Genomic DNA, 13,042 nt, shown 5'->3' on the forward strand with positions numbered 1-13,042 from the left:
CGGCCATGTCGCCGAAACAACGTCCCTGGACATCACACCTAGGCCGAGTCGGTCTCGACCCCGGGCGGGCCGGCGCTCGCGGGCCTCAAGAAGGTCCTACTCGACCAGCATGGGGAGACCGGCGAGGCTGGGGCGGACCTTCCTGAACAGACACGAGTGCCCCCGTCCGGATCGGACGGGGGCACTCGCCGGCTCTGTCTACTGAACGCCCGAGAAGATGCGCCATGCTCGTCGATGCATCTTGCCCATGCGGTACGTCGTACGTCATGCGAACGTGAACGCGTCCGTCCAGAGTGCTGCGTCCATATTGGTGTCGCCTTTCTCTAAGGGGGAATTCGAGGCTTACGCGACCACTTTACGCGGTCATCGACTGTACCGTTTCGCAAAGATCCGCAAAGCGTCCAAATACCCTGGTGCGTAGATTGTGGACGGCGCGAAAACAGCGCGCGAGGCGACTCGGAAGTCGTCCCGGTACTCGATCTCGTTGCGCGTGATGCTGTGTGTGGCGTCGTCGAATCGCTTCACAGTCAACAGGTCTGGACGAATCTGGCGGCGGTACACGGACTCGGTCTCGCCGACGTCGACGTTGCGGTCGTCACCGCCGAGCACGAGCAGCAGGGGCACCGAGATCCGGGACAGCGATGCGGTGGCGTCCGCCGCGAAATTGCGTTCCACGAAGCGCCAACGGTCGGCGGTCATCGGCTCGGGATCGACACCCGAACGACGGTAGGTGTCGTAGTCGGCTCCCGACTCGAGCAGCGTGATCTGTCGTGCACGCCGACCCAGCTCCGCAGCCACTTCCTCCATCGGGGCCTCACGCGCGGCCAGTTCGGCGCGGAGGTTGAACTCGCCCTGTCGCAGCCAGTTGACGGCCGGCCCGACGAGGACCGCGAAGCGGATGTCGTTGCGGGCGGCGAGCACCTCGGGCACCACCCAGCCGGCCTGACTGACGCCCCAGACGCCGATCCTGGTGGTGTCGAGATCGGGACGGGTGTACGCCCACGAGATCGCCGCTTCGACCTCCGAGGCGCGGTCGTGCATCGTCTGGTCGAGCCAGTTGCCCGTCGCGCCGTCGACGCCGGGCTTGTCCCAGGACAGACTCGCGAAGCCCGCCTTGGCGTAGGCGTCCCAGAGCGGCTTGTAGGCGTCGTCGCGGCTCGCGTCGGCGGGCCCGTCGCCGTGGACGAAGACGACCAGGCCGTGCGGGCCCGCATTGTCGGTCGGGGTGGCGAGTACGGCGTTCAGTTCCCCGCGTGGGCCCTCGATGGTGACGCGTTCGGTGTGAATCGCGAAATCGTTCGCGACCAGGACCCACACGGTGGTGGCGAGCGCCATCGCCACCACGACGCCCAGCGCCGCCAGTGTCAGTTTCTTGCCGCGGCTCACGCAGGCGAGTTTAGACGCAGTCCTCCGGAACGCCCGAAGGCCCGACCGCCACGTGGGACGGTCGGGCCTCCGGGACGAAGACTAGGCCTGCGGCTCGCCGAGAACGGTGTAATCGCCGTCCGCGTAGTGCTGGCGGACGCGCTTCTTATCGAACTTGCCGACCGAGGTCTTGGGCACCTCGGTGACGAACGACCACCGCTCGGGGATCTGCCAGCGCGGGATGCGCTCCTCGAGATACTTGCGGTGCGCGTCGACGTCCGCGTCCTCCTCGCTGCGGACCACCGCGAGGACGAACGGCCGCTCGTCCCACTTGGCGTCGGGGACGCCGATGACGGTCGCCTCGACCACCGCGGGGTTCGACGCGATGACGTTCTCCAACTCCACCGACGAGATCCATTCGCCGCCGGTCTTGATGATGTCTTTGGCGCGGTCGACGATCGTCATGTAGCCGTCGGGGGTGATGGTCGCGACGTCGCCGGTACGCAGCCAGCCGTCGTCGAACTTGGTGGGATCGGTGACGTTGCCCTCGGGCTGGTAGTACGAGCCGGTGATCCACGGTCCGGACACCTCGAGCTCACCGCGGGCCTCGCCGTCCCACGGCTGCGCCTGGCCGTCGTCGCCGATGATCCGGGCGGCGACCGGCGCCGGGAAACGGCCCTGGGTGACGCGGTACGCGAAGGCGGCGTCCTCGTCGTCCACACCGGCCGGCGGGCGGGCGATGGTGCCGAGCGGTGAGGTCTCGGTCATGCCCCACGCGTGCACGATCTTGACGCCGTAGCCGTCGAACTTGGTGATCATCGACGGCGGCACAGCGGCGCCGCCGACGACGACCTCGCGCAGGTGCGTGATGTCCTGCGGCTTGGCGTCGAGCAGTGCCGAGACCCCCTGCCAGATGGTCGGGACGGCCGCGGCGAGGGTCGGGCGGGTGGCGGCCATCATCGCCAGCAGCGGTTCGGGCTGCAGGAAGCGGTCGGGCATCACGAGGGTGGCGCCGGCCATCATGGCGGCGTAGGGGAGGCCCCACGACATCACGTGGAACATCGGCACGATCGCGAGCATGGTGTCGCGGTTCGACAGCTGCATGCCGGTGGTCGAGGTGCCGAGGAGCGAGTGCAGGTAGATGCTGCGGTGCGAGTAGACGACGCCCTTGGGGTCGCCGGTGGTGCCCGAGGTGTAGCACATGACGGCCGCGTCGGTCTCGTCCATCGCGGGCCACGCGTAGGTGGTCGGCTCGCCGGCGATCAGCTCGTCGTACGCGTGCACGGTGATGCCCTCGGGTGCGGTCAGCGCGTCGACCGGTCCGTTGACGACGACCACGTGCTGCACGTTCGGGGTGCCGGTCAGGTACTGCGAGAGCATCGGCGCCACGGAGGCGTCGACGAAGATCACCTTGTCGTCCGCGTGGTTGATGATGAACACGGCCTGCTCCGGCGACAGCCGCAGGTTCAGCGTGTGGAGCACCGCGCCCATCGACGGGACGCCCGCGTAGAGCGCCTGGTGCTCGGTGTTGTTCCACATGAACGTGGCGACGCGGTCGCCGACGCCGACGCCGAGCTTCGACAGTGCGTTGGCGATCTGCGCACCCTGGTCGCCGATCTCGGCGAACGAGGTCTCGCGGCTGCCCTCTCCGGTCCAGGTGATCACCTTGGCCTCGGGGAACACCCGGCGGCTGTACTCGACCAAGCCCGAGATCAAGAGATCTCCGTGCTGCATCGTCGTCTGGACCATTCTGCTGTCTCCTTCAAGCTGTCGCACACGCGGTGCCACCGGAAAAGTTGCCGAGCTGTGAATCGGTTCACTCTGTCGATCGATAGTTCCCCGAACTACACACGAATTATGCATCATTTGGGTCTAATGGTGCACAAGCGGGAGGTGTCGGGTGATCGATGCGGAAGTCGTCCTCGACGCCGCGCGTGAGGTCTTCATCGCGGACGGCCGGATCGAGGTCGGGGAACTTGCTCAAGCGGTCGGTGTGAACCGCAGCACACTCTACCGTCGATGGGGTGGTCGTGACGGCCTACTCGGCGAGGTCATCTGGTCGATCACCGCGCCGACGATCGACGCCGCCGCCCGCCGCGCACCCGGCGAGGGCGCGGCGAGGATCGCGGCGACGATGGGCGAGTTCGCCGCGATCGCCAATCGAGCGGTTCACTTCACCGAGTTCCTGCGACGGGAACCCGAGCGGGCGCTGCGGGTGATGACGACCCGGGCCGGGGGCGTCCAACCGCGCATCGTCGACAAGGTCGCCGAACTGGTCCAGGCCGAAGTCGATGCGGGCGCGATGACGCTACCGCTGCCCGTCCACGACCTCGCTCTGATCTTGGTGCGCATCACCGAGACCTTCGTCTACGCGAATGTGATCACCGGCGAAGAGCCCGACGCCGCGAAGGTGGCCCAGGCGTGCGCCGCGATGTTGGGCGTCGAACGATCGACTGTCGAGTGGGAGAGGGCGGGCTGATGGACCTATCGCTGAGGGCGGTCTACGACGAGATCGAGAAGCGGGTGACGCCCGTGGTCGAAGACGTCGTCCGATCCGACGAGTTCGCCACCGCCAACACCGTCGCCGGTCAGGTGCGCGGCGCCGTGGTGCACCGGATTCAGGGGGTGGCGGCGTCGGTGCTGCACCTGGTGAACCTGCCGGCGGGCACCGATGTGCGCAAGCTGCGCAGGCAGGTCGGTGAACTCGACTACGAGGTCCGGCAACTCCGGATGGAGGTCGCCGAGCGGGCGCACTCGGCAGTCGAGGCCGACGACGAGGACGGCGAGTAGCTCATGGGACTCATTCCCGACGGCATCGTCGACCGTGTCCGGCAGGAGGTGGAGCGCAATGCGCTGCGCGCCCGCAACGGCATCAAGATGGCGGCGGGCGTCAGCACCGTCAAGACCGGTGTGACACCGCGCGACCTGGTGTGGCGTAACGGTCGTGCCCGGCTGTACCGCTACCGCAACGACGACGTCCGCTACCGCCCGCCCCTGCTGATCGTCTTCAGCGTCGTCTCCCGTGCGTACATCCTGGACCTGACGCCGGGCAACAGCTTCGTCGAACACCTGCTGCGCGGCGGATTCGACGTCTACATGCTCGACTGGGGCGAGCCCGACGAGCGCGATGCGCGCAACGGATTCGAGTACTACGCCGACGCGGTGATCCCGGCCGCGATCCGCGAGGTCTGCAAGCGCTCGGAGGCCGACGAGGTCAGCATCCTGGGCTACTGCTTCGGGGGGAACCTCACCCTGCTGCACGGCGCGCACCACCCGGACGCGCCGATCCGCAGTCACACCGTGATGGCGTGCCCGGTCGACTACACCCGGCTGGAACTGGTCTCATCGCTGGTCGGCAGCGACATGGACGTCGACGGAATCCTCGGCGACGACGGCAACGTTCCCGCCAACGTGGTCTTCTCCGCCTTTCGCTCCCTGCGACCGACCGCGGAGATCACCGGCTACGTGGACCTGCTGGAGAAACTGTGGAACGACGACTACGTCGCCGCCTATCAGGCGATGAACGGGTGGGCGAGCGATCACGTGCCGCTGCCCGGCGAGATCACCCGGCAGATGACCGACATGCTCCTGCGCGACAACGGGTTCGTCGAGGACCGGCTGGTGCTCGGCGGCGACCGCATCAGTCTGAAGTCGATCACGGTCCCGTTCCTCGCGGTGCTCGGCCGCAAGGATCACATCGTCCCGGAGGACGCCGCGTCGCCGATCCTCGATCTGATCGGCTCGGACGTGAAGACCGAGCTCCGGCTCGACGGCGGCCACATCGGCCTGGTGGTGGGACGCACCGCCGCGAAGACCACAGTTCCGACGATCGTCGACTTCCTGCAGAAGCAGAGCGAGGAGTGCTGACCATGGAGATCCGAGATCTCACCCCCGAGGACGCCGGGCGACTGGCCGCCATGTTCGCGCGGCTGTCCGACCTCGACATGACCCTCATCCGCGAGAACGTGCACGACCGTCCGACCGTCGACCGGATGGCGGCCGAATCGTCGCTGCGGTGGATCGCCGTCGACGGTGACCGCGCGGTCGGATGGGCCGCGGTCCACCGCCTGCCCGGGTGGTCCGATCACGTTGGGGAGCTGCGCATCGTCGTCGATCCCGGCGAACGCGGTGCGGGCATCGGGCGGTCGCTCACCCAGCAGGCCCTGCGTGTCGGTTTCGGCGAGGGGCTGACGAAGGTGGTGATCGAGCTGTCGACCGATCAGGAGCCGGTGATCGAGATGTTCGCGAGCCTCGGATTCAACGGTGAGGCACTGCTTCGCGACCACATCCGGGATCGCGAAGGCCGACTGCACGACCTGATCGTCCTGGCACATCACGTCCAGGACGGACTCGGCACCCTCGATGCGATCGGCATCGCCGACGCCCTGGCCTGATCTCGTTCCACCCGCGCATCCGCGCCGAAACTTCTAGGAGTTCCACGAATGTCCGCAATCCTCGACAGCTTCCGCCTCGACGGCAAGGTCGCGCTCGTCACCGGCGCCTCGAGCGGCCTCGGCGTCGGCTTCGCCAAGGCGCTCGCCGACGTCGGCGCCGACGTGGTCCTGGCCGCCCGTCGCGCCGATCGGCTGGAGGAGACGAAGGCCGCGATCGAGTCGATGGGCCGACGTGCGCTGGCGGTGGCGACCGATGTCGCCGACCCCGATCAGTGCACCGCGGCGGTCGACGCGGCGATGGCCGAGTTCGGCCGGGTCGACGTACTCGTCAACAACGCAGGCGTGGCGGCGTCGGTGCCCGCGCTGCGGGAGAAGCCGGACGACTTCCGCTGGGTGATGGATATCAACGTCAACGGGTCGTACTGGATGGCGCAGGCGTGTGCTCGCGTGATGCAGCCGGGCAGTTCGATCGTGAACCTCGCCAGCATTCTCGGCATCACGTCCGTGCTGATGCCACAGGCCGCGTACTCGGCCAGCAAGTCGGCGGTCATCGGCCTCACGCGAGACCTCGCTCAGCAGTGGACGCCGCGCAAGGGGATCCGCGTCAACGCGCTCGCGCCCGGGTATTTCGAATCGGAGATGACCGATGAGTTCGCCGACGGCGTCCTCGAGCAGTACGTGGTGCCACGCACCCTGTTCGGGCGGTTGGGCAATGCGGGTGAGCTCGACTCGGCGCTGGTCTTCCTCGCGTCCGACGCCAGCAGCTACATGTCCGGAATCACCCTGCCGGTCGACGGCGGAATGCTGACGAACTGATGACCGCCGTCGATCCGGACACCGCCCGTCGTGCGGCCAAAGCGCCCCGCGCGATCCTGGCCGGCACCGACCTGGGCCGCGCCGCGTGGGAGTTCGGCGCCTACGCGTGCACCTTTCCGGTGATGAGCACCGCTCCGGTGAGCCCGGACTGCCAGCCGGTGCTCGTGCTGCCGGGCTTCACCACGTCGGACCGCACCACCACGCCGTTGCGGATGACGTTGAAGAACCTGGGCTATCCGACGTACGGCTGGGGGCTGGGCGTCAACGTCGGCCCCAGCGACCGAATCCTCCGGGGCATGCGTCGCAAACTCGACGCGATCGAGCGGCTGCACGGCCAGCCGGTCAGCATCATCGGATGGAGCCTCGGCGGCATCTTCGCGCGAGAACTCGCGCGGCAGACGCCGGAGATGGTGCGGCAGGTCATCACCCTCGGCAGCCCGTTCCGGATGCAGCGGCACGCGCAGAGCAATGCCCGCTTCGCGTACCGCTTGGCGAAGCCCTTGCACGCACGGATGCTCGACTTCCCCCTCGAGGCCGATGCGCCGCCGCTGGAGATGCCGTCGACGGCGCTCTACAGCAGGCTCGACGGCATCGCCGCCTGGCAGGTCTGCCGCGACGACCCGTCGGACTTGAGCGAGAACATCGAGGTGCTGTGCAGCCACCTCGGATTCGGACACAACCTGCCCGCGGTGTGGGCGGTCGCGGACCGGCTGTCGCTGCCCGCCGGGACCCTGGAACCGTTCGTGCCGCCGAAGATGCTCCGGCCGTTCTTCCCGAAGGTGAGCGGCTAGGCCGGATGGCGAACAGTGCTCAGCGCACTCCGCGGTCGGCGAGCGCGGCAACGATCGTCGGCACGTGGCTGCGCGCCGGATCTTTCGCCGAGGTGGCGAGTTCGACATCGCCCGCCTCGCCCAATCGCACCAGTTCGGCGAGGGCGTCGGCCTGGGCGCCGGGCCGGTCCAGCTCGGTGCGATAGCGCACGGTGAACGCGTCGTATTCGTCCGGATGGCCGTGATACCACTTGCGCAGGTCGTTCGACGGCGCCACCTCTTTGAGCCAGCGGCCGACGCGAGGGTCGTCCTTGTGGACTCCGCGCGGCCAGAGTCGGTCGACCAGGACCCGATGGTCGTCGGGGTCGTCGTAGACACGTGCGATGGAAACAGTCATGACCTCCACCTTTCGCCGGTTCGCCTTCGACGCTACCCGCGGCCGGCGGCGAGCGCGTCGGCCACGAACTGCAGGGTGCCGCCCTGCCAGACGCCGAGGTGGTCGAGCATGGGGTGCCCGCCGCCCGGAACGGCGAGATACTCGGCGTCGAGTCCACGCGCGGTCAACTCGGCGATGCCCTTCTCGGTGCGCCGCGCGAGGGTGACTCGGTCGGCGTCGCCGTGGATGGCCCGCACCCGCACGCCGTCGCGGATCTGCCGCCAGTCGGCGAACTGCCACCACGGCGCGAGGGCCAGCACGTCGGTCACGCGCTCGTCGTCGCCGAGGTGTGCCGCGACGCGACCGCCCATCGAGTGCCCGATCACCGCGATCGGCACGCCGGGGTGGTCGGCGGCCAGACGGTCGAGTGCGGCGCGCGCGTACGGCATCGGGCTGGCCTGGCTGCCGTTCCAGCCGTAGACCCGATACTGAGCCTGGCGGACGCGAACCCGCGTGCCGAACCGCGCCTGGATCGACGCGGTGAACGGGTACATCCGCACCGCCGATCCCTGGAGCGGGGAGAACGGCCGGTAGCTGAAATCGGTGCCGCCCGGCAGGACGAGGACCGCCAGTTCCGGGCCGCGGACTGCGGTCTTGACCGGCGCCAACAGTGCGTTCACCATCTGCAGCATTCGATCAGACTAGCCGCAGAAACCGGTGGCAGAATCTACAGGCATGGCACACCCGAGAGCAGGAACGCCCGCGACCGCCGACGATCTCATCGACGTGGGAGCCGTCGAGCGCGCGTACTACGACATCGCCCCGGACCCCGCCGAACCGGGGCAGCGGGTGGTGTTCGGCACCTCCGGGCATCGCGGTTCGAGCCTCGACGGCGCGTTCAACGAGGCGCACGTGCTGGCGATGACCCAGGCGATCGTCGAGCATCGCGCGCGGGCGGGAATCACCGGCCCGCTGTTCATCGGTTTCGACACCCATGCGCTGTCGGTGCCTGCGTGGCGGTCGGCGCTGGAGGTGCTGGTCGCCAACGAGGTCACCGTCTTCACCGCCGACGAGGACCAGTTCACCCCGACCCCGGCGGTGTCGCGGGCGATTCTGCGGTTCAACGGACAGGGGCTGGGCGCGGTAGCCGACGGAATCGTCGTCACCCCGTCGCACAACCCGCCGGCCGACGGAGGCTTCAAGTACAACCCGCCCAGCGGTGGGCCGGCAGACACCGACATCACCTCCGCGATCGCCGCCCGCGCCAACGAACTCCTGGAGACCGGGCTGCGCGACGTCCGGCGCACGCCGTTCGAGTCGGCACGGCGGTCGGAGCTGGTGATCGACTATCCATTCCTCGGCGAGTACGTCACCGCGCTCGGCGACGTCGTCAACATCGACGCCGTCCGAGCCGCCGACGTGCACATCGGCGCCGATCCGCTCGGCGGCGCCTCGGTCGCGTACTGGGGCGAGATCAAGGACTACTACGACCTCGAGTCGATGACGATCGTGAACCCGGAGACCGATCCGGCGTTCGCCTTCATGACTCTGGACACCGACGGCAAGATCCGGATGGACTGCAGTTCCCCGAACGCGATGGCGTCGCTGATCGCCGCGCGGGAGTCGTACGACATCGCCACCGGCAACGACGCAGACGCCGACCGGCACGGCATCGTCACCTCCGACGCCGGGCTGATGAACCCGAACCACTACCTCGCCGTCGCCATCGACTACCTATTCACCCACCGCGAGCAGTGGGGAAGCGGCGCGGCCATCGGCAAGACGCTGGTGTCGTCGTCGCTGATCGACCGGGTCGCCGCGGGGATCGGCCGCACGCTCCTCGAGGTGCCGGTGGGCTTCAAGTACTTCGTCGACGGTCTGCTCGACGGCAGTATCGCGTTCGGCGGCGAGGAGAGCGCGGGGGCGTCGTTCCTGACCTTCGACGGCCGGCCGTGGTCGACCGACAAGGACGGACTCATCATGAATCTGCTCGCTGCCGAGATCCTGGCCGTCACCGGGCAGACTCCGTCGGAGCGCTACCTGGAGCTGGCGGAGCAGTACGGCGAATCCGCCTATGCCCGGATCGACGCGCCCGCCGACCGCGACCAGAAGGCCCGGCTGTCGAAGCTGTCGGCGAGCCAGGTGAGCGCGTCGAGCCTGGCCGGTGAGCCGATCGAGGCGATTCTGACCGAGGCGCCCGGCAACGGCGCCGCGATCGGCGGACTCAAGGTCACCACCGAGAACGCCTGGTTCGCCGCGCGCCCGTCCGGCACCGAGGATGTGTACAAGATCTACGCGGAGTCGTTCCGCGGCGCCGACCACCTCGCCCAGGTACAGGCCGAGGCCCAGGCACTGGTCGATTCGGTGCTCGCGGACTGACCGCGGCAGGGCGACTGCAGGCTGATCGAGTAAGCGGAGGAGCGTAGCGACGGAGCGCATCGAGATCACCGCCCATCGCAACAATCTGTCCGCTCAGGGCGCTCCGAGGGAAGATTGCCCTCGGTGCGCCCTGTATCGACAGACTTCCGCGACACGACGGCGGTCGTGCCTCCTCGTGGCCCCGCTACAGTCGAGACCGTGACCAACGGCAGCAGACCACCTCGCGAGAATCCCGACTACGAGCCGCAGGCGGCGGGACGGTCGTCGTATCTGTTCATCGGCCTGGGCCTACTGGTCGTGGCCGCGCTGGTGATCGGTGGCTTCCTCTGGATGAACAACAAGACGTACCCGCCGGTGGACGACAAGGTGCTCGCCGAGAACGCTTCGTTCATCGTGGGCGAGAAGACCGCGCCCGAGACGATCGACGTCTTCGAGGACTTCCACTGCGAGCACTGCCGCAAGTTCGAGGAGCAGTCCGGCGCCGCGATCCAGCAGAACGTGGTGGACGGCAAGATTCGCGTCCGCTATCACATGCTGAACTTCCTGGATAAGGACTCCGGCTCCGGCGACTACTCCTCACGGTCGGCCGGCGCGATCCTGTGCGTTTCCCGGAACGACGGTCGCGACGTGTTCTGGAAGCTGCACTCGCAGCTGTTCGAGAAGTCCGGTGACGATCTGACCAACCAGCAGATCGCCGACCTCGCCGCGGCCGATGGCGCGAGCGACCAGACCCGCCAGTGCATCGCCTCCGGAGAGCTGGTCGACGAAGCGCGGTCGATGGCCGACGCCTCGAAGCAGCAGCTGAGCAACTCCACCGAGGGGCAGGTCGCGACCCCGACCGTCCTGCTGGCGGGCAAGCAGGTCGAGAACATCATGGACGGCACCGCCTGGCTCGACAAGATCGTCGCGGGCCAGCAGCCCACCGGGTAGCCCAGAGGCCCCGTGCCAGGCGATTTGGTCCCGTCGACGCGCGTACGGTAACTTAGCTAGCGCACTCGGAGAGGCAAACGACCCGGTGCGCACAAGTGAACACGGGGCTATGGCGCAGCTGGTAGCGCACCACACTGGCAGTGTGGGGGTCAGGGGTTCGAGTCCCCTTAGCTCCACCTAAAAGAGCCAGGTCAGAGGGTATAACCTCCGACCTGGCTCTTTTTTGTCTTGGCCAGTGTCCCAAGAATGTCCCAGTGAATCGCGCTCCTACGCCGGTGTCCCGAACATGGCCGCGCCCGCGGTCTTGAGCGAGTCGTCATAGGTCCGCCCGTAGACCGAGACCGTCATCCGTGGGTCATGGCCATGCCAGGCCGCCACGACGGTGGGAGGGACTCCGGCGTCGAGCATGACCGACACCGAGGTATGCCGGACGTTGCGGAGCGTGATCGGCGGGACTCCCGCGGCCGAGGCAAGCCGCCGGAACCTATCGGAGTACGTCCTCGGCAGAGTGGGGGTCCCGTCCGGCTCCACGGCCACCAGGCCGGTCTCCGCGTAGTCACAACCCATCTCGGCGCGCTCGGCGGCCTGGAGGCGACGGAGAGCGGCTAGCGCGTCGATGATCTCCCCGGAGATCGGGAGCGCGCGGCGTCCTCGGGCCGTCTTGGGCTCGGCGGTGTCTATGAACGTCGCGGTGACCTCCACGCGGCCCTGGGTCACGGTGATGGTCCCCGCGTCGAGATCCACGTCCCGCCAGCGGAGCCCGAGCACCTCGGACCGGCGGAGTCCGCAGAGGGTCAGGAGCCAGCACGCGGCCATACGGTCCTCGGCGGTGTGCTTGCGGAACAGGTTGGCCTCCTCCCGTGTCCACACGTCGAGATTCTCGGCGGCCACCCGCTTGGCCTTGGGTGGCTCCACGAACTCGGACGGGTCCCGCGAGATGATCCCCTGGCGGTGCGCGTCCTTGGTGACCTGGCGGAGCACCGCGAGCACCAACCGCGCGGAGTCGGTGGAGTATGGCCGACCGTCGCGCCGGGTGAGCCCGCCGAGAAACTTGTCAATGTGTGCCTTGGTGAGCCGCTGGAGCTCCAGGCCGCCGAGGTCCCGGACGATGGGCTTGGCCGCGTCGGTGTAGTTGCGGAGCGTGTTCGGACGAACGTCACGCTTGCCAGCCAGCCACGCCTCCACGTGTTCGGCCACGGTGACGCGGGAGCGGCCGACGTAGCGGCCCGCGGCCACCTCGGTGGTGATCCGGCGATACTCTGCCTGCGCCTCTTTCTTGGTCGGGTACGTGAACCGGCGACGGTCCCGGCTCCCGTCCGGCTTGACTCCGACATCGGCGCGGAACTCATACGACACGCGGCCGTTCTTGGCCTTCCGCCTGGTGATCGGCTCGGCGCGCCGGGTCCGCTTGTTCTCCTCGGTCATCGCAACTCATCCTCTGCCAGGAGGCCGGTGTCCTTGCACTGGCGTATCCACTTGTCCACGCTCGGCAGTGAGACCCCGAACTCCGCCGCGACGGCGCGGCGCGCCGACTTCCCGGATCGGTTCGCCGCCCGGACCGCGTCCGCGACACGCTGGAAGTGTTCCGGCCCGCGCCGCCCGCGTGAGGTGGAGGCCTCTGGCCGTGTGTCGGCCTCGGAGCGACGCCCGGCAATGGCCGCGGCCCTCTGGTCGTCGGTCATGTCGTCGGCCTCTGGGCCGAGGAATGGGCCGGTGAATATCTGGCCGTCTGCCTCCGAAACATACCGCGCCGCGGCGTAGGCCAGGCGACGAGAAGGTATGGCGCGCAAGACATCCGGTGTAATCGCGGTGTTGTTGTCGGATCGGATCTGGAGATCCACCAGGCGGGGACCTCCGCGGCCGGTGACGATGGCGACCACGTACGTGAACGCGTGGCCGACCAGGCGGATGGCGATCCCGTGGAGGTCGCCAAGGTTTCCAGCGACGCGGTCAATGTCGGCAACGTCGCCGCGCTCGGGTGGTGTCGGTGTTGTAAAGGTCTGCATAAGTCG

14 protein-coding genes and 1 tRNA gene are annotated in these 13,042 nt (G+C 68.2%); 9 read left to right on the forward strand and 6 right to left on the reverse strand.

Features of this window, described 5'->3' with window-relative positions; translation table 11 throughout:
• Positions 1 to 363 precede the first annotated feature (363 nt).
• On the reverse strand, positions 364 to 1,335 hold the full coding sequence (locus SCNU_RS00005) for an alpha/beta hydrolase family protein (protein ID WP_040517347.1): 972 nt from the start codon (positions 1,333 to 1,335) through the stop codon (positions 364 to 366).
• Between the two features lie 132 nt (positions 1,336 to 1,467).
• Positions 1,468 to 3,114, reverse strand: coding sequence for a long-chain fatty acid--CoA ligase (locus tag SCNU_RS00010; protein ID WP_009677279.1), 1,647 nt, complete (start codon positions 3,112 to 3,114; stop codon positions 1,468 to 1,470).
• Between the two features lie 151 nt (positions 3,115 to 3,265).
• Between SCNU_RS00010 and SCNU_RS00015 the strand changes: the two genes are divergently transcribed.
• The 6 genes from SCNU_RS00015 to SCNU_RS00040 are packed head-to-tail and all read left to right on the forward strand — an operon-like array spanning position 3,266 to position 7,366.
• Positions 3,266 to 3,844 (forward strand): TetR/AcrR family transcriptional regulator, encoded by a 579-nt coding sequence (locus tag SCNU_RS00015; protein WP_009677280.1) that lies wholly within the window; start codon positions 3,266 to 3,268, stop codon positions 3,842 to 3,844.
• Positions 3,844 to 4,155 carry a hypothetical protein gene (locus SCNU_RS00020; RefSeq protein WP_040517349.1) on the forward strand — a complete coding sequence of 104 codons (312 nt, stop codon included), beginning with the start codon at positions 3,844 to 3,846 and terminating at the stop codon, positions 4,153 to 4,155. The genes SCNU_RS00015 and SCNU_RS00020 overlap by 1 nt, the downstream gene beginning before the upstream one ends.
• A gap of 3 nt (positions 4,156 to 4,158) precedes the next feature.
• Positions 4,159 to 5,232: an alpha/beta fold hydrolase gene (locus SCNU_RS00025; RefSeq protein WP_009677282.1), complete on the forward strand. Its 1,074-nt coding sequence runs from the start codon at positions 4,159 to 4,161 to the stop codon at positions 5,230 to 5,232.
• A gap of 2 nt (positions 5,233 to 5,234) precedes the next feature.
• Entirely contained in the window at positions 5,235 to 5,759 is a 525-nt protein-coding gene (locus SCNU_RS00030; RefSeq protein ID WP_009677283.1) for a GNAT family N-acetyltransferase, read from the forward strand.
• A 48-nt stretch (positions 5,760 to 5,807) separates the two neighbouring features.
• Positions 5,808 to 6,575: an SDR family NAD(P)-dependent oxidoreductase gene (locus tag SCNU_RS00035; RefSeq protein ID WP_009677284.1), complete on the forward strand. Its 768-nt coding sequence runs from the start codon at positions 5,808 to 5,810 to the stop codon at positions 6,573 to 6,575.
• Positions 6,575 to 7,366 carry a lipase family alpha/beta hydrolase gene (locus SCNU_RS00040; protein ID WP_009677285.1) on the forward strand — a complete coding sequence of 264 codons (792 nt, stop codon included), beginning with the start codon at positions 6,575 to 6,577 and terminating at the stop codon, positions 7,364 to 7,366. The genes SCNU_RS00035 and SCNU_RS00040 overlap by 1 nt, the downstream gene beginning before the upstream one ends.
• Positions 7,367 to 7,385: 19 nt before the next feature.
• On the opposite strand, the gene SCNU_RS00045 is transcribed toward SCNU_RS00040, so the two are convergent.
• Both SCNU_RS00045 and SCNU_RS00050 read right to left on the reverse strand, forming a co-directional pair.
• The gene (locus tag SCNU_RS00045) at positions 7,386 to 7,742 is read right to left on the reverse strand and encodes a DUF488 domain-containing protein (protein WP_040517354.1); all 357 of its coding nucleotides are present in this window, start codon (positions 7,740 to 7,742) and stop codon (positions 7,386 to 7,388) included.
• Between the two features lie 32 nt (positions 7,743 to 7,774).
• The gene (locus tag SCNU_RS00050) at positions 7,775 to 8,413 is read right to left on the reverse strand and encodes an alpha/beta hydrolase (RefSeq protein WP_139025663.1); all 639 of its coding nucleotides are present in this window, start codon (positions 8,411 to 8,413) and stop codon (positions 7,775 to 7,777) included.
• 43 nt (positions 8,414 to 8,456) lie between these two features.
• On the opposite strand from SCNU_RS00050, the gene pgm reads away from it, so the two are divergent.
• From pgm to SCNU_RS00065, 3 genes are all read left to right on the forward strand, one after another.
• Positions 8,457 to 10,100, forward strand: a complete 1,644-nt coding sequence (gene pgm / locus SCNU_RS00055; protein ID WP_009677288.1) for a phosphoglucomutase (alpha-D-glucose-1,6-bisphosphate-dependent) — start codon at positions 8,457 to 8,459, stop codon at positions 10,098 to 10,100.
• A 198-nt stretch (positions 10,101 to 10,298) separates the two neighbouring features.
• The gene (locus tag SCNU_RS00060; RefSeq protein WP_009677289.1) at positions 10,299 to 11,030 is read left to right on the forward strand and encodes a DsbA family protein; all 732 of its coding nucleotides are present in this window, start codon (positions 10,299 to 10,301) and stop codon (positions 11,028 to 11,030) included.
• A 103-nt stretch (positions 11,031 to 11,133) separates the two neighbouring features.
• Positions 11,134 to 11,206: transfer RNA gene (locus SCNU_RS00065), tRNA-Ala, on the forward strand.
• Positions 11,207 to 11,297: 91 nt separating this feature from the next.
• On the opposite strand, the gene SCNU_RS00070 is transcribed toward SCNU_RS00065, so the two are convergent.
• Both SCNU_RS00070 and SCNU_RS00075 read right to left on the reverse strand, forming a co-directional pair.
• Positions 11,298 to 12,455 (reverse strand): site-specific integrase, encoded by a 1,158-nt coding sequence (locus tag SCNU_RS00070; protein WP_009677290.1) that lies wholly within the window; start codon positions 12,453 to 12,455, stop codon positions 11,298 to 11,300.
• Positions 12,452 to 13,036 carry a hypothetical protein gene (locus tag SCNU_RS00075; protein WP_009677291.1) on the reverse strand — a complete coding sequence of 195 codons (585 nt, stop codon included), beginning with the start codon at positions 13,034 to 13,036 and terminating at the stop codon, positions 12,452 to 12,454. The genes SCNU_RS00070 and SCNU_RS00075 overlap by 4 nt, the downstream gene beginning before the upstream one ends.
• Positions 13,037 to 13,042 lie beyond the last annotated feature (6 nt).

Origin of the sequence: Gordonia neofelifaecis NRRL B-59395, assembly GCF_000192435.1 — a bacterium.
In the GTDB taxonomy this organism is placed as follows: Bacteria; Actinomycetota; Actinomycetes; order Mycobacteriales; family Mycobacteriaceae; genus Gordonia; species Gordonia neofelifaecis.

What these genes read in the sequence shown, in the direction of transcription:
- SCNU_RS00010 (WP_009677279.1), bottom strand. Translation starts at nt 3,114, where the DNA reads ATGGTCCAGACGACGATGCAGCACGGAGATCTCTTGATCTCGGGCTTG.
- SCNU_RS00050 (WP_139025663.1), bottom strand. Translation starts at nt 8,413, where the DNA reads ATGCTGCAGATGGTGAACGCACTGTTGGCGCCGGTCAAGACCGCAGTC.
- SCNU_RS00040 (WP_009677285.1), top strand. Translation starts at nt 6,575, where the DNA reads ATGACCGCCGTCGATCCGGACACCGCCCGTCGTGCGGCCAAAGCGCCC.
- SCNU_RS00025 (WP_009677282.1), top strand. Translation starts at nt 4,159, where the DNA reads ATGGGACTCATTCCCGACGGCATCGTCGACCGTGTCCGGCAGGAGGTG.
- SCNU_RS00020 (WP_040517349.1), top strand. Translation starts at nt 3,844, where the DNA reads ATGGACCTATCGCTGAGGGCGGTCTACGACGAGATCGAGAAGCGGGTG.
- SCNU_RS00035 (WP_009677284.1), top strand. Translation starts at nt 5,808, where the DNA reads ATGTCCGCAATCCTCGACAGCTTCCGCCTCGACGGCAAGGTCGCGCTC.
- pgm (WP_009677288.1), top strand. Translation starts at nt 8,457, where the DNA reads ATGGCACACCCGAGAGCAGGAACGCCCGCGACCGCCGACGATCTCATC.
- SCNU_RS00030 (WP_009677283.1), top strand. Translation starts at nt 5,235, where the DNA reads ATGGAGATCCGAGATCTCACCCCCGAGGACGCCGGGCGACTGGCCGCC.
- SCNU_RS00070 (WP_009677290.1), bottom strand. Translation starts at nt 12,455, where the DNA reads ATGACCGAGGAGAACAAGCGGACCCGGCGCGCCGAGCCGATCACCAGG.
- SCNU_RS00075 (WP_009677291.1), bottom strand. Translation starts at nt 13,036, where the DNA reads ATGCAGACCTTTACAACACCGACACCACCCGAGCGCGGCGACGTTGCC.
- SCNU_RS00005 (WP_040517347.1), bottom strand. Translation starts at nt 1,335, where the DNA reads ATGGCGCTCGCCACCACCGTGTGGGTCCTGGTCGCGAACGATTTCGCG.
- SCNU_RS00045 (WP_040517354.1), bottom strand. Translation starts at nt 7,742, where the DNA reads ATGACTGTTTCCATCGCACGTGTCTACGACGACCCCGACGACCATCGG.